This is a genomic window from Bradyrhizobium sp. LA6.1 (assembly GCF_040547805.1).
GTDB classification, from domain to species: Bacteria; Pseudomonadota; Alphaproteobacteria; order Rhizobiales; family Xanthobacteraceae; genus Bradyrhizobium; species Bradyrhizobium barranii.
In genome coordinates, this window is record NZ_JBEPQK010000006.1 from 251,772 (window position 1) to 266,230 (window position 14,459).

A 14,459-nucleotide genomic window follows, 5' to 3' on the forward strand; every position below is an offset into this window, starting at 1 on the left:
CATGGCGCTGTTACCTGCGAGCATCAAGGCCCGCGCGCGGGAGGCTGCCAAGTCGCTCGGCGGAAGCCTGATCGGGGCCACCACCGTCGGCATGCTGCGCACCACGCGCTATTTCGATCCGGCCAAGACCTCGGACTTCTTCTCCCGCGTGGTGAAGACGATCGGCCCGCGCCTGCGCGAGCACCGCATCGGCCGCGCCAACCTCACCGTGGCATTTCCGGAGAAGTCGCCGGAAGAAATCGAAACCATCCTGATGGGCGTGTGGGACAATCTCGGCCGCGTCGGTGCCGAATTCGCCCATATGGACCAAGTCTGGGATTACGACCGCGATCATCCGGAAAAGAGCCGGATCGAACTGCCCCAGCGCAGCATCGAGCTGTTCGACCAGATCCGCGACGACGGCAAGCCGGCGCTGATCTTTGCAGCCCATCTCGCCAACTGGGAACTGCCGGCGCTCGCCGCCGTCGCGCATGGGCTGGACACTGCGATCCTCTATCGCCGGCCGAACATCGCCTCTGCCGACCGCATCATCCAGGAGATGCGCCAGGTCAACATGGGCACGCTGATCGCTGCGGGGCGCGACGCGCCTTTGCGCCTCGCGCAGGCGCTGAAGGACGGCAAGCACGTCGCCATGCTGATCGACCAGTACCTGACCGGCGGCGTCGAGGTCACCTTCTTCGGCCGCAAGACCCGCGCCAATCCGATGCTGGCGCGCCTGCTGCGCCAGGTCGAATGCCCGATCCACGGCGTCCGTATCATCCGCCTGCCCGGCAACCGTTTCCGCGGCGAGCTGACCGAGGAGATCCCGCCGGTGCGCGACGCCGACGGCAAGATCGACATCCAGGGCACGACGCAGGCGATCACAAGCGTGGTGGAAGGCTGGGTGCGCGAGCATCCCGAGCAGTGGCTGTGGCTGCACAGACGGTGGCGGTAGCGAGCCGCCAAACGGCTAACGCGGCTACCTATTCCTCATCCTGAGGAGCGCGAAACGCGCGTCTCGAAGGATGCAGGCCCGGCCGGTGGCCTCGCCCTTCGAGACGCGCGCGAAGAGCGCGCTCCTCAGGGTGAGGGTCTGGCCTTCTCTCTACCGAAAGACTTCGTCCCAAACAAAAAGGCCCCGGCGCATGACCGGGGCCTTCGCATTCAAGCTCTCGAACCGTTCAGTACTTCGCGACCACCGGTCCACCGAACGTGTAGTTCACGCGCACCGTGCCGATGTCGATGTCCTGGCTGATGCGGTGGGTGCTTGGCGGCGCGGCGAAGGGGGCAATGGTGTTCGTGGTCACGTCCCGGCTGCCCATGAACAGATGATCGTATTCGACAGCGACAGACCAGCCCGGCGCGAAGCCGAACTCGATTCCCGCTCCCACGGTCCCTCCCCAACGCGTCTCGGAGCCGACGGCACCGGTCTGGCCGGCGACGACGGCGAAGAACGGCGCGAGAGCGGCCGCGCCGGCCGGCGTCACCGTGAGCGAGTATTTGTCGTGAACGACGGCCGCACCGCCCTTGGCATAGAGCAGCACGTTGTTGAAGGCGTATCCGATCTGCCCCGTGAACAGGCCGAAGGCGTCGACCTTGGTGACGTCGTTGAGGAGAGAGGTGGTACCAAAGACGGCATACTGGCTCGCGTTGCTGCCCCTAAAATCGGCCCAGTTGCCCTGCGCCTCCAGGCCGAACACCCAGTTGGTCGCCTGCCAGCGATAGCCGATCTGTCCACCGACGGTGGCGCTTGTCGCGTTGTGGCACCCCTCGGGAACTGACGGCACGATCGGGAAGCCGGAATCGTTGAAGATGTCCCAGCAGGTGTGCGCAGAACCGCCGCCACCGTTGATACCGAGATAGAGACCGCTCCAATTGTAGACCGGCGCCACGACAGGAGCCTTGGTGTAACGCGGGGCCATGTCAGCCGCCGACGCAGCGGTGACGAACAGCAACGAGCCAGCCGCAGCCAGAACAAATTTCTTCATCGGGGCAATTCCTATGAACGAATGTATTCCGGTTCCATACACCGGAACCGCGCCGGACGCTGTCACCCCAAGGACACATCCGGATACCATCGCAACGACTTCAGGTTGTGTGCGCGATCTGAGAAGGCCGGCAACGGATCGGCGCCGCGCGCGCTGCTTCAGGTCATTGCATCCGCGCGTCGATGAAGCCAGGCGTCATCGCGACTTAAGCACCGCCACCGCCGGCGACCCGCAGGTGACGCTTCTACTGTGCATGGGGTTGTTTTGCAGATTTTGGCTTCCGGGCGGTTCCCAGAGCGACTACCGCCCCGTCTTCACCTTCGTCCACAGCCGGTTGATGATCCGCTGCGTCGCCGGCTCACGCGCCGTGATGACGAACAGTTTTGAAAGCGTCGCGTCGTCAGGATAGATGTTCTTGTCGTTCAGGATCTTCGGGTCGACCAGCTTTTGGCTGGCGAGGTTGCCGTTGGCATAGGACAGGAAATCCGAATTCTTGGCGGCGACGTCAGGACGGTAGAGATAGTTGATCAGCTCGTAGGCTTCCTTGACGTTCTTGGCATCCGCGGGGATCGCGAGATTGTCGAAGAACATCTGGGCGCCCTCCTTCGGGATGGCGTAGCCGATCTCGATGCCGCTGCTATCGTCCTTCTTGGCCTCCGCCGCGCGGGCGCGCGCCTGCATGATGTCGCCGGACCAGCCGACCACGAAGCAGATCTCGCCGGTGGCGAGTGCGCTGAGATATTCGGACGAGTGAAACTTGCGCACGGACGGTCGGACCTTGGCGACGATTTCGGCGGCCTTCTCGAGGTCGGCCTGCTTGGTCGAGTTCGGATCGAGCCCGAGATAGTTCAGCGCCGCCGGAAAAATGTCGTCGGCGGAGTCGAGCATGTGGACGCCGCAATCTCTAAACTTCGCCAAATTCTCCGGCTTGAAGACGATGTCCCAACTGTCGATCTTCGCGTCGGGCCCGAGGATCTGCTTCACCTTGGCGACGTTGTAGCCGATGCCCGTCGTGCCCCACATGAAGTTGGCGGCGTAGACATTGCCGGGGTCGTAAATGCCAAGGCGCTCGGTCACCACCGGCCAGGCATTGGAGAGGTTCGGCAGCTTCGACTTGTCGAGCTTCTGGAAGATGTTGGCCTTGATCTGGCGCTGGAGGAAATAGGCCGTGGGCACCACGACGTCGTAGCCGGACTTGCCGGCCATCAGGCGCGTCTCCAGCGTCTCGTTGGCGTCGAACGTGTCGTAGACCACCTTGATGCCGGTCTCCTTGGTGAAGGCATCAAGGACGTCAGGCGCCATATAGTTGGACCAGTTGTAGAAGTTGACGACCCGCTCCTCGGCCCCTGCGGGGGCGGAAAGCAACGTCAGCGCCGCGGCGATTGCAAAACCAAGGCAACGCCTGGAGCGGCCGACGTTCGTCATCTTTCCTACCTCTTGCGTCCGCGCACCGCGTCCGACAACCGCTCCAGCGCGGTGTCGAGCGTCGCGTCCTTCTTGGCAAAGCAGAAGCGGACCACGGAGGTCACCGCGTCCTGCTCGTAGAAGGCCGACACCGGGATCGCCGCGACCTTGTAGTCCTTCACGATCCGCCAGCAGAACTCGGTATCGCTCTCGTTGAGCCCGAGCGGCGACAGGTCGACGGTGAGGAAGTAGGTGCCCTGCGACTTCAGCACGGGGAAGCCGAGGCTCTCCAGCCCCCTGGTCAGGCGGTCCCTGCTCCGCGTCAGGTCCTTGCGCATCGACAGGAAGTAGTCGTCGGACTTGCCGAGCCCATAGGCGACGGCGGCCTGGAGGTTCGGTGCGGTGGTGAAGGTCAGGAACTGGTGCACCTTGGCTGCCACCCGCAGCAGCGGCGGCGCGGCGCAGACGAAGCCGATCTTCCAGCCGGTCAGCGAGAAGATCTTGCCGGCCGAGCCGACCTTGATGGTGCGATCGCGCATGCCGGGGATGGTGATCAGCGGGATGTGCTTGTGCTCGTCGAAGGTGACGTGCTCCCAGACCTCGTCGCAGATCGCGATGACGTCGAACTCCTGGCAGTAGCGGGCGAGCAGCTCGAGGTCCTCGCGCGGATAGACCACCGCGGACGGATTCAGGGGATTGTTGAAGAGCACCGCCTTGGTCTTTGAATTGAAGACGCTTTTCAGCATGTCCTCATTCAACCGCCAGTGCGGCGGCTCGAGGCGGACCAGGCGCGGAATGCCGCCGGCCTGGCGGATGATCGGCAGGTAAGAATCATAGACCGGCTGGAAGCAAACCACCTCGTCGCCGGGCTGGACCACCGCGAGGATCGCCGAGGTCAGCGCCTCGGTGCCGCCGGAGGTCACCATCACCTCGCTCATCGGATCGAGCTTGAGGCCGTGCCAGTGACCGTAATGAGTCGCGATCGCCTGGCGCAGCTCCGGCAGGCCCATCATCGAGGGGTACTGGTTGTAGCCGTTCAGCGAGGCATCGGCCGCGGCGCGGCGGATGTCCTCAGGCCCGGGATCGTCGGGAAAGCCCTGGCCGAGATTGATGGCGTTGTTGTCGCGCGCGGCCTGCGACATCGCCTCGAAGATGGTGACGGGAAGGTCGGCAAAGACCTTGTTCAGCGAGGAGCTCTTGGTCGTCATCGCGAGGTCAGCCACCGACCTTGCTGGGAAGTCCCGCCGCCTTCCAGCCCAGCATGCCGCCGGCCAGATGTTTGTCGTAAGGAAGCCCCGCCGCCTGCGCCGCGAGCGAGGCCGTCACCGAGCGCTTCCCCGAGCGGCAGGCGAACACGACCTCCTTGCCCTGGGGATCGGGGATCGCCTTGGGATCGAAGGTCGAGAGCGGCACGACAACGCCGTAAGGATAGGCCTCGGCGTCGACCTCATTCGGCTCGCGCACGTCGACGAGCAGATAGCGCCCTTCCGCGACACCCTTGGAGACCTCGTCCGGGGTCAGATCCTGTACCTGGTTTGCCACATCATCCTCCAACGTCACGAGCCGCCTGCCGGGGCGATCCCGGCGGGCGGCAACCTTGCCTCTCGGCAGCCGAAAATCAAGCGCTACAAAGGCTTGACCTGCATGCCGCAAGTTAAAGCTAAATCGCAGCGACTTGAAGCGCGGCTTTCAGGATGCCTGAAACTCCTGCTTCGCATCCCACCACGCGCTCGGTGTCATTCCCCGCGAAGGCGGGGAATCCAGTACGCCGCGGCCTATCGATTCAACCACAACTGTCTCGGAGTACTGGGTCGCCCGGTCAAGCCGGGCGACGACAGCGGTGGAGCCGGACAGAGCGCGCCTCGGCTCTAGATCGTCACCTGAGTACCGACCTCGACCACGCGGCCGGAGGGGATCTGGAAATAGTCGGTGGCGTCGTTGGCGGAGCGGCTGAGCGAGATGAACAGCCGGTCCTGCCAGCGCGGCATGCCAGAATGGGCGGCGGGCTTGAGCGCCCTGCGCGACAGGAAGAACGAGGTCGACATGATGTCGAACTGCCAGCCGAGCTTGCGGGCGATCGCCAGCGCCTTCGGCACATTGGGCGATTCCATGAAGCCGAACTTCAGCGTCACCTTGGAGAAGGTCGGTGAGATCTGCTCCAGCCTCACGCGCTCGGCCGGATCGATCCGCGGTGTCTGCGCGGTCTCGATGGTGAGAATGACGTTCTTCTCATGCAGCACTTTATAGTGTTTCAGACTATGCATCAGCGCGGTCGGGGCGCTGAGCGGGTCTGAGGTCAGGAACACCGCGGTGCCGGGCACGCGCTGCGGCGGCCGCTTCTCCAGCATCGCCACGAGGTCGGCGAGCGGGAATTCGAGCTTGCGCGACTTCTCGAACAGCAGCCTGCTGCCGCGCCGCCACGTGTACATCAGGATGATCATGAGCGCGCCGAGCGCGAGCGGCACCCAGCCGCCCTCGAACACCTTGAGCAGGTTGGCGGCGAGGAAGGTCAGATCGAGGAACAGGAACGGCACGATCAGGGCGGCGGCAGCGAACGGCGACCACTTCCAGACCTTCCAGATCACGACGAATCCCATCATCGCCGTGACCACCATGGTCCCGGTAACGGAGATGCCATAGGCCGATGCCAGCGCGCTGGAGGAACGGAACAGCAGCACCAGCAGCACCACCGCGACCAGCAGAAGCTGGTTGATGCGCGGGATGAAGATCTGGCCCGAATGGGCTTCAGAGGTATGGCGAATCTCGAAGCGCGGCAGCAACCCGAGCTGAATCGCCTGGCGCGTCAGCGAATAGGCGCCGGTGATGACGGCCTGGCTCGCGATCACCGTCGCGGCGGTGGCGAGAACGACCATGCAACCACGGAAAAAGCCTTGCGGGAACAGCTGGAAGAACGGGCTCACGATCGCGCCGGGATCGCCGAGGACGAGAGCGCCCTGCCCCAGATAGTTCAGCGCCAGCGACGGCAGCACGATGAACAGCCAGGCGGTCTGGATCGGCCGCTTGCCGAAATGGCCGAGGTCGGCATAGAGCGCCTCCGCACCGGTGACCGCCAGGAACACGGCGCCCAGCGTCACGAAACCAATGATGCCGTGGTGGAACATGAAGGACACGGCGTAGAGCGGGTTCAGCGCGAACAGCACCTGCGGCTGCTCGATGATCGGGTGGATTGCCGCGATCGCGATCACCGCGAACCAGACGCACATCACGGGACCGAAGAACGCGGCGACGCGGGCGGTGCCACGCGACTGCACGGCGAACAGGCCGACCAGGATGATCACGGTCAACGGAACGATGTAGGGCTCGAAGTGCAGGGTGACGTCCTTCATGCCTTCGATGGCCGACAGCACCGAAAGCGCCGGCGTGATCACGGCGTCGCCGTAGAACAGGGCGCCGGAAATGATGCCGAGCAGGACGATGGTCGCCCCGCCGGTGCCGACCGCGCGCTGGGCCAGCGCCATCAGCGCCAGCGTGCCGCCCTCGCCATTGTTGTCGGCGCGGAGCAGGATCACGACGTATTTGAGCGTCACCACGACGATGAGCGCCCACAGGATCAGCGAGAGCACGCCGAGCACGGCCGCCGGCGTCGGCACCCCCTCCGCGCCCGAGGCGGCCATCACCGCCTCGCGGAACGCGTAGAGCGGGCTGGTGCCGATATCGCCGTAGACGACGCCGATGCTGCCGAGCGTCAGCGCACCGAAACGGGCGGTGGTGTGGGCTTCGCCATGCCCATTGGCCGCCGCCGTTTCCGGGGCGGAAATCGCTACGTCACTTGTCATGGGAGAGCCCAGTGGCCTCTAGAATGCTTCACTGCACAACGGCGGAAGAGCGCGCGGCTTATAGTCCTGCGCTGCCGGCATAGCCTAGCCCGATTTTGGGCCCTTGCCATGCGAAATTTGCATGACTTGACCAATTGCGTTCAGATGGTGACTTGGGTGCCGACTTCAACCACCCGTCCGGTCGGAATCTGGAAATAGTCGGTGGCGTCGTTGGCGGACCGGCTCAGCGCGATGAAGAGGTGGTCCTGCCACAGCGGCATGCCCGACTGCGCCGAGGCCTTGAGCGACCTTCGCGACACGAAGAACGACGTCGACATGATGTCGAACTGCCAGCCCTGCTTGCGGGCGATCGCCAGCGCTTTCGGGACGTTCGGCTGCTCCATGTAGCCGAAGCGCAGTCTGACCTTGGAGAACTTGTCGCTGATCTTCTCCATGCGGAACCGCTCGGACAGCTCGACCCGCGGCGTGTGCGCGGTCTCGATGGTCAGGACCACGTTGTGCTCGTGCAGCACCTTGTTGTGCTTGAGATTGTGCAGCAGCGCGGTCGGCACGAAGGCGGGATCGCTGGTCAGGAACACCGCGGTGCCCTTGACGATGTGCGGCGGGCGCTTCTCGAGGCTGCGGATCAGGTCGTCGAGCGGCACCTCGATCCGGCGCGTCTTCTGGAGCAGGATCCCAGTCCCTTTGCGCCAGGTCCAGATGGTCCCGGCCATGACCGCGCCGAACAGCAGCGGCACCCAGGCGCCCTCGAGCAGCTTGAGCAGATTGGCACTGAAGAAGCTGATGTCGACGACGACGAAGGGCACGATCACCGCCGCAGCCGTCGCGGCGCGCCAGTTCCACAGTTTCCAGATCACGACGAAGCCCATGACGCCGTCGGCGACCATGGTGGTGGAGACCGCGATGCCGTAGGCCGAAGCCAGATTGCTGGGGGTGTGGAACAACAGCACCAGCAGCATCACGCCGATCAGCAGCAGCCGGTTCACACGCGGCAGATAGATCTGGCCAGCATGGGTCTCGGAGGTGTAGCGCACCTCGAAGCGCGGCAGGAGGCCAAGCTGCACCGCCTGATAGACCAGCGAATAGGCGCCGGTGATCACGGCCTGGCTCGCGATCACGGTCGCCGCGGTCGCAAGTCCGACCAGCGGCAGCACCAGACTCTCGGGCACCATGCGATAGAACGAATGCTCGATCGCGCTGGGGTCGGACAGCACCAGCGCGCCCTGCCCGAAATAGTTGATCAGGAGCGCGGGCAGCACGAAGAACATCCAGGCCGACTGGATCGGCTTGCGGCCGAAATGGCCGAGATCGGCGTAGAGCGCCTCGCCGCCCGTCACCGCCAGGAACACGGCGCCCAGCGTGACCAGACCGATCGTGCCGTGCGACAGCAGGAAATGCAGCGCGTAATAGGGATTGATGGCCGCCAGCACCGACGGATCGTCGGCGATGTGCACGGCGCCCATCACCGCAAGAACGGTGAACCAGATCACCATCACCGGCCCGAAGGCCGAGGCCACCAGCGCCGTCCCCTTGCTCTGGACCGCGAACAGCAACACCAGGATGATGACGGTGAGCGGTACGACATAGTGGTCGAAGGCGGGGGTCACGAGCTTCAGACCCTCGACCGCCGACAGCACCGAGATGGCCGGCGTGATCATGGAATCGCCGATGAACATGGAGGCGCCGACCACGCCGAGCGCCATCAGAAACCAGCTTCGCCGCCCGAGCGCGCGCTGGCCGAGTGCCATCAGCGAGAGCGTGCCGCCCTCCCCGTTATTGTCGGCGCGCAGCAGGAGCAGGACGTATTTGGCGGTGACGACGATAAAGAGCGCCCAGAGAATCAGCGAGAGCACGCCGAGCACCATGACCCGCGAGACCGGCTCGCCATGGGCCGCGCCCCTGACCGCCTCGTGGAATGCGTACAGCGGCGAGGTGCCGATATCGCCGAAGACAACGCCGATGCTTCCGAGCGTCAGGCCCCAGAAACCCGACGTGACCGGCCCGTCCTGAGCGTCGGTCGATGTGATGCTCGCCGTCATGTGAGATGAGAAACGCTTCTTCCCGAGAATTGATCCGGCGCCTTTTGACCGTTCCGGCGCGCCTGTCAATCGGCACACCACCATAGCAGCCGCCGGGGCGGATGCTGTGACGGCGCAGCAACGATCGTTGTTAGCGCGACGACATGCCTCAGGTAAGATGGTAGCGCAAGTGCCTGGAGCCGTCCGCTCCGCGGGAAGCGGAACGGGGCTCGAGATTCTGGGTTTGACGCGTTTTCTTCACGCGAAACCGGCGGCCGCTTCGCGTGAAACGCTCTACGGCTTCAAATTCGGCGGCAGCGGCGGATCCTCGCGCATCAGCGTGATCGTCACCCGCCGGTTGGCCGCAAGCGAAGGATCGTCCGGAAACAACGGCTGGGTGTCCGCCTTGCCGGCGACGGCGAAGATGTGGGACGGCGGCAGGCCCTCGCGTTCGAGGATCTGACGCACGGCATTGGCGCGATCGGCCGACAGGTCGAAGGCGCCATAGTCGCTGCGGGTCGGCACGAATCCGGCCGCGGTGTGGCCGGCGATGGAGACACGGAGCGGCGTCGCCTTCAGCGGGATCGCGAGCTTCTCGATCAGACGGCGGGTGCGGTCATACGGCACCTTGGAGCCGTCGGCGAACATCGAGCGGCCATCCTGATCGACGATCTCCAGGTTGAGGCCCTGCTTGGTCTCCTCGAACATGATGTGCTTGGACATCTCGGTCAGTTCCGGCATGTCCTGCAACGCCTGGCGCAGCGAGGCCGCGGCGAGCGCAAAGTTGCGGTCGACCTTGATCTTCGCGCCCGACGTGCGGTCGCGGTCCTCCTGATCCGGCGTCGGCGTGTTGGAGGCGTCCTCGGGCTGGATGTGGTCGACGTTCTTCAGCCGCGGGCGGGTCGGCAGGCCGTCGGACTCGACGATACCGGCGTAGCGCGCCTCGCTCTGCACGCCGAATGCGTCGCGCATGGAGCCGGCGACGATCTTCAGCTTGTTGGCGTCCTGGGTCGAGAACGCGACGAGCATCACGAAGAAGCTCATCATCAGGCCCATCAGGTCGGCGAAGGTCACGAACCAGCCGTGACCGCCACCGTGAGCATCGCCGCGCTTCTTCTTGGCCATCTCTCTAGATCCCGGGCGGCGGCTTTACGCCGGCACCGGCTCGCCCTCGGCGTGACGATGCTTCTCCGGCAAATAGGCCAGCAGCATTTCGCGCACGAGCGTCGGGCTCTTGGAGTCACGGATCATCAGGATGCCGTCGATGATCAGCGTGCGGTTGGTTTCCTCGTCGAGCAGCTTGCCGTGCAGCTTGTCGGCGATCGGCAGACAGAACAGGTTCGCGACGAGCGCACCGTACAGGGTTGCGAGCAGCGCGGTCGCCATGAACGGGCCGAGCTTGGAGGGATCGGTCATGTTGGCGAACATCTGCACCATGCCGATCAGGGTGCCGATCATGCCGAAGGCCGGAGCGCAGTCGCCGATGGCGCGGTAGATCTTGCTGCCTTCGTCGAGGTGCATGAGGAAGTTGTCGCGGTCGCGCTCGAGATTGTCGCGGATGAAGTCGAGGTCGTAGCCGTCGGCGACGTAGCGGATACCCTTGGCCAGGAACGGCTCGTCGGTCTCGACCTTTTCGAGGCCGACCGGGCCCTGCTTGCGGGCGATCTCGGCGATACGGGCGAGCTCGTCGACGAGGTCGTGCGCCGACAGGCGGCTCATGGTGAAAGCGAACTTGGCGCCGAGCGGAAGGCCGTGCAGGAGCGCGCTGAGCGGAAAGCGGATCATGGTGGCCGAGACCGAGCCGCCGAAGATGATGATCATGGCATGTTCGGAGATGAACATGTGGAGGTCGCCGCCCATGAAGATCATCGCCGTAATGACGATGATGCCCGCAATGAGCCCGACGCTCGTCATGATATCCATGGGACACTCCAACGCGAACGCAACAACGGCCGTCCTGGCCGCTGGCGCGGCCCAACCCCGAACCGCATCGGAAACCCTAGAGCGCCCCCCTTAAAGCCGCGTAAAGGTTAAGTTGAGCCGGGGCGCCAGACCGACGCAGCGCGCTGACAGGGCGCCGGCTTTGCCCGCGACCGACGGGAATCTCAACACTTCGCTAACCATGATTGCGGGGCGCCAGGACGGCAGCTCAGGACGAAAGTCCGGTCAGCTCGAGGCTGAGTGCGCGCAGGCGCCTGCGGGCGCCGGCATCGTAGGCCTGCGGATTGGCGCGCGTCTCGTTCATGCCGTTGAAGAACATCCCGCTCTTGCCGGCGACATCGTCGCCTTCGACGAGGTGCAGGATCGCCGCACCGCCCTGCTCCACGGTCGAGATCGGCGTGATGCCGCCGGCGCGCACCATCGTGGTGTTCATGTAGGTGGCCGGATGCAGCGCGTTGACGGTGATGCCCATGCGCTTCAATTCCTCCGCGAAATCGATGGTGAACATGATCTGCGCGAGTTTGCTCTGTGCGTAGGCGCGCGAGCCGCTGTAGCCCTTGCTGATCATGACGTCGTCGAAATCGATCGGATGCTGACCGAGGGAGGCAACATTGACGACGCGCGAAGGTGCCGCGGACGTCAACAGCGGCAGCAGCAAGTGCGCCAGCAGGAAGCCCGAGAGGTAATTCACCGCAAAGCGCAGTTCGTAGCCGTCCGGACTCTCCTGCCGTTGCGGTCCGTCGTTCTGCGAGCCGATGCCGGCGTTGCTGACGAACACATCGAGACGCTGGTGATCGCGGATAACGGCCGCGGCGAGCTCTCGCGTGCCTGACATCGACGACAAGTCGGCCTGGTAGAATGTCGGCGCGGCGTGGCCGGCCTGCACGATCTGGTCGATCAGCGCCTTCGCGCGCACGGCATCGCGGCCGTGGATCAGGACCCTCGCACCTGCTTCGGACAGCCGGCGCGCGACGTAGCGGCCGACGCCGTCCGTCGAACCGGTGATCAGGACGGTTTTGCCAGTCATCTTCATTGTGCGTCCTCCGACTGCGGCCCTGCGCCACATCCGCGACGAGAGATCATGCAGTATTCTGTCGCCGGGCGGCATGCTCCATCGCAGGAGCCGTTTTGCCATGTTGACGCTGTTCGGTCTTCTCACCGCGCTGCCCGCGGTACTGGCGCTCCATCTGCTCGAGCCAGGGCTCGTCCTGCCGGCGTTCAGCGTGTTGCTGTTTGTCGAGGCGGGCTTTGCCGTGATCGCAGCGCGCTTGATTCATGTCCCAGATAACGCCGAAAACATCACCCTCTGGGATCTCGCCGGCGGCTTCACCCTGATCGGATGCGCCGCCGCAGTCTTCTGCGAGCCGGATCAGGCCGCCCTGCTTCTGACGGAACAGGGCGGCCCACGGCCGGCGTCGCGGCCGTAGATCGTTCGGTCGCCCCTTAGTGAATCTCCGCCGAACGCTTCAGCGCGGCCTTCAGCTTCTCCAGCGAGAAGTCGGGGCTGCGCGCGATCTCCAGGATCGGCGTCTCGCGGCGGCCGCAGAGTTCGGCAGCCTCAGGAAGCTTTGCGGCGATGTCGAGCGGGATCACGATGGCGCCGTGCTGGTCGGCATGGATCAGATCGTCGGACTTCACGGTCATGCCGGCGACGCGTACCTCGCCACCAAAACTTTCCGCATGCACCCAGGCATGCGACGGGCCGATCGAGCCGGCCAGCGCCTGGAAGCCCGGGGCCCATTGCGGGATGTCGCGGATCGAGCCGTCGGTGATGACGCCGAGGCACCCGAGCGCCTTGTGCACGTTGCTCTGCACCTCGCCCCAGAACGCACCGTAACCGACGTCGGGACCGTCGATGTCCTGGATCACCGAGATGCGCGGACCGTGGCCGGTGCCGACATATTCGTAATATTCGATGCGGCGCTTGGACTGCTCTTCGGCCGGCAGCGAGGACTTCAGCACCGAGCGGATCGCAACCGTGCGGGCATAGCCGACGATCGGCGGCAGGTCGGGAAATGGGCAAACCAGTTGCTTGGTGGTGTAGCCGATCAACCGGCGCTCGGGCGCCACGATCTCCATGGCATTGCAGATCGTCGGCGTGTCATAGCGGCCCAGCGCTTCGAGGACGGCAGCGGGCAGCGGCCCGGTCGCGGTATCAGTCACGGCGTTCTCTCCCAGATTGGCGGCCGCTGTTGGCGCGGTGCCGCCGGCACAGGGCGATATAGCCGAGATCGGGCTTCAACCCAACTCGGCCGCCTTCATGGCAGATATCCGCGAAAACCGCTCAGTGCATGATCCGGAAAAGTGCGTAGCGGTTTTCCGAAAAGATCATGCTCAAACAACGACCTAAAGCGCGATGACGATTCAGCCAAATCTCATCGTGCTTTAGTGCAGCCGTCCGGGCCGGTCGTCGTCGTCGTGCGGCGGCTCCGACAAATTGGCCAGCGTCGGCGCCGAAGGCGGCGACGGGACCTCGCCTCCCGACGGCGCGGTGGCCGCCATCGCCCGCGCCTGGTCGCGGTAGGATTTGTAGCCCAGCGGCAGACCGAGCAGATACAGCACCGTGCCGATCGACAGCACGTGCCAGGGATAGGCGATCAGGATAGCGATGAAGACGATTACCGCGACGAACGCCGGCAGCACCAGCTCGGGCGGCACGCGCATGCGCTTGGTCTTGCCGGAGAATACCGGCAGGCGCGACACCATCAGGAAGGCGATCAAGAGCGTATAGGCCGCCGTCACCGCCGCGGGCAGCCGGCCGAGATCGAGAAACGCGACGTAGATCGGCAGCAGCACCGTGATCGCGCCGGCCGGCGCCGGCACACCGGTGAAGAAATTGGCGGCGAAGGCCGGCTTGTTCGGATCGTCCATTGTGGCGTTGAAGCGCGCGAGCCTCAAGCCCCCGGAGATCGCGAACACCATGGCGGCGATCCAGCCGGCATTGCCGAGCTCGTGCAGCTGCCAGAAGTACAGCATCAAGCCGGGCGCGACGCCGAAATTGACGAAGTCGGCGAGGCTGTCGAGCTCGGCGCCGAACTTGGACTGGCCCTTGATCATGCGCGCGACGCGACCATCGATGCCGTCGAGCGCGGCCGCGAACACGATGGCGTAGACCGCGAGCGTCATCCGCCCCTCGATCGACAGCCGGATCGAGGTCAGGCCGGCGCAGATCGCCAGCAGCGTGATGACGTTGGGCACAAGCATCCGCACCGGAATCGGGCGGAACCGCCGGCGGCGGACGTCGGGATCCTTGAAGTCGTAGGGCGTCATGGCTCGTCCTTATCTCAATGCGAGATATAGCAAGCCCTGTTCCCCTCCGCCATTGCGGCGGA

Annotated in this window: 13 protein-coding genes; 2 read left to right on the forward strand and 11 right to left on the reverse strand. The window is 64.8% G+C overall.

Annotation, left to right across the window (positions count from 1 at the left end):
- The first annotated feature begins 1 nt into the window (after position 1).
- Positions 2 to 934 (forward strand): lipid A biosynthesis lauroyl acyltransferase, encoded by a 933-nt coding sequence (locus ABIB99_RS18015; protein ID WP_063983969.1) that lies wholly within the window; start codon positions 2 to 4, stop codon positions 932 to 934.
- 226 nt (positions 935 to 1,160) lie between these two features.
- Here ABIB99_RS18015 and ABIB99_RS18020 read toward each other — a convergent pair whose 3' ends face one another.
- The 9 genes from ABIB99_RS18020 to ABIB99_RS18060 form a co-directional block, all read right to left on the reverse strand.
- On the reverse strand, positions 1,161 to 1,967 hold the full coding sequence (locus tag ABIB99_RS18020) for an outer membrane protein (protein WP_354176875.1): 807 nt from the start codon (positions 1,965 to 1,967) through the stop codon (positions 1,161 to 1,163).
- 300 nt (positions 1,968 to 2,267) lie between these two features.
- Complete coding sequence (locus tag ABIB99_RS18025) at positions 2,268 to 3,392, reverse strand: polyamine ABC transporter substrate-binding protein (RefSeq protein WP_354176877.1); 1,125 nt, start codon at positions 3,390 to 3,392, stop codon at positions 2,268 to 2,270.
- Between the two features lie 5 nt (positions 3,393 to 3,397).
- Positions 3,398 to 4,579: an aminotransferase gene (locus ABIB99_RS18030; RefSeq protein ID WP_354176878.1), complete on the reverse strand. Its 1,182-nt coding sequence runs from the start codon at positions 4,577 to 4,579 to the stop codon at positions 3,398 to 3,400.
- Positions 4,580 to 4,586: 7 nt separating this feature from the next.
- A complete protein-coding gene (locus tag ABIB99_RS18035; protein WP_028170872.1) occupies positions 4,587 to 4,913 on the reverse strand; it encodes a rhodanese-like domain-containing protein in 327 nt (108 codons plus the stop codon).
- Positions 4,914 to 5,239: 326 nt separating this feature from the next.
- The gene (locus ABIB99_RS18040) at positions 5,240 to 7,168 is read right to left on the reverse strand and encodes a potassium transporter Kup (protein ID WP_028146684.1); all 1,929 of its coding nucleotides are present in this window, start codon (positions 7,166 to 7,168) and stop codon (positions 5,240 to 5,242) included.
- Between the two features lie 140 nt (positions 7,169 to 7,308).
- Positions 7,309 to 9,207: a potassium transporter Kup gene (locus ABIB99_RS18045; protein ID WP_354176880.1), complete on the reverse strand. Its 1,899-nt coding sequence runs from the start codon at positions 9,205 to 9,207 to the stop codon at positions 7,309 to 7,311.
- 273 nt (positions 9,208 to 9,480) lie between these two features.
- Positions 9,481 to 10,311, reverse strand: coding sequence for an OmpA/MotB family protein (locus tag ABIB99_RS18050; RefSeq protein WP_014496126.1), 831 nt, complete (start codon positions 10,309 to 10,311; stop codon positions 9,481 to 9,483).
- 24 nt (positions 10,312 to 10,335) lie between these two features.
- Positions 10,336 to 11,109 (reverse strand): motility protein A, encoded by a 774-nt coding sequence (locus ABIB99_RS18055; protein WP_028146686.1) that lies wholly within the window; start codon positions 11,107 to 11,109, stop codon positions 10,336 to 10,338.
- Positions 11,110 to 11,335: 226 nt separating this feature from the next.
- Entirely contained in the window at positions 11,336 to 12,160 is an 825-nt protein-coding gene (locus ABIB99_RS18060) for an SDR family NAD(P)-dependent oxidoreductase (protein WP_354176881.1), read from the reverse strand.
- 100 nt (positions 12,161 to 12,260) lie between these two features.
- Here ABIB99_RS18060 and ABIB99_RS18065 point away from each other — a divergent pair, with 100 nt between their 5' ends.
- Positions 12,261 to 12,554, forward strand: coding sequence for a hypothetical protein (locus tag ABIB99_RS18065; RefSeq protein WP_354176883.1), 294 nt, complete (start codon positions 12,261 to 12,263; stop codon positions 12,552 to 12,554).
- 16 nt (positions 12,555 to 12,570) lie between these two features.
- On the opposite strand, the gene ABIB99_RS18070 is transcribed toward ABIB99_RS18065, so the two are convergent.
- Together ABIB99_RS18070 and ABIB99_RS18075 are read right to left on the reverse strand one after the other, a co-directional pair.
- Positions 12,571 to 13,290 (reverse strand): RraA family protein, encoded by a 720-nt coding sequence (locus ABIB99_RS18070; protein WP_028146688.1) that lies wholly within the window; start codon positions 13,288 to 13,290, stop codon positions 12,571 to 12,573.
- A gap of 222 nt (positions 13,291 to 13,512) precedes the next feature.
- Positions 13,513 to 14,397 carry a CDP-alcohol phosphatidyltransferase family protein gene (locus tag ABIB99_RS18075; protein WP_166094396.1) on the reverse strand — a complete coding sequence of 295 codons (885 nt, stop codon included), beginning with the start codon at positions 14,395 to 14,397 and terminating at the stop codon, positions 13,513 to 13,515.
- Between the last annotated feature and the right edge of the window lie 62 nt (positions 14,398 to 14,459).

Coding starts and splice junctions, on each gene's coding strand:
- ABIB99_RS18015 (WP_063983969.1), top strand. CDS start 2: ATGGCGCTGTTACCTGCGAGCATCAAGGCCCGCGCGCGGGAGGCTGCC.
- ABIB99_RS18020 (WP_354176875.1), bottom strand. CDS start 1,967: ATGAAGAAATTTGTTCTGGCTGCGGCTGGCTCGTTGCTGTTCGTCACC.
- ABIB99_RS18025 (WP_354176877.1), bottom strand. CDS start 3,392: ATGACGAACGTCGGCCGCTCCAGGCGTTGCCTTGGTTTTGCAATCGCC.
- ABIB99_RS18030 (WP_354176878.1), bottom strand. CDS start 4,579: ATGACGACCAAGAGCTCCTCGCTGAACAAGGTCTTTGCCGACCTTCCC.
- ABIB99_RS18040 (WP_028146684.1), bottom strand. CDS start 7,168: ATGACAAGTGACGTAGCGATTTCCGCCCCGGAAACGGCGGCGGCCAAT.
- ABIB99_RS18045 (WP_354176880.1), bottom strand. CDS start 9,207: ATGACGGCGAGCATCACATCGACCGACGCTCAGGACGGGCCGGTCACG.
- ABIB99_RS18050 (WP_014496126.1), bottom strand. CDS start 10,311: ATGGCCAAGAAGAAGCGCGGCGATGCTCACGGTGGCGGTCACGGCTGG.
- ABIB99_RS18055 (WP_028146686.1), bottom strand. CDS start 11,109: ATGGATATCATGACGAGCGTCGGGCTCATTGCGGGCATCATCGTCATT.
- ABIB99_RS18060 (WP_354176881.1), bottom strand. CDS start 12,160: ATGAAGATGACTGGCAAAACCGTCCTGATCACCGGTTCGACGGACGGC.
- ABIB99_RS18065 (WP_354176883.1), top strand. CDS start 12,261: ATGTTGACGCTGTTCGGTCTTCTCACCGCGCTGCCCGCGGTACTGGCG.
- ABIB99_RS18075 (WP_166094396.1), bottom strand. CDS start 14,397: ATGACGCCCTACGACTTCAAGGATCCCGACGTCCGCCGCCGGCGGTTC.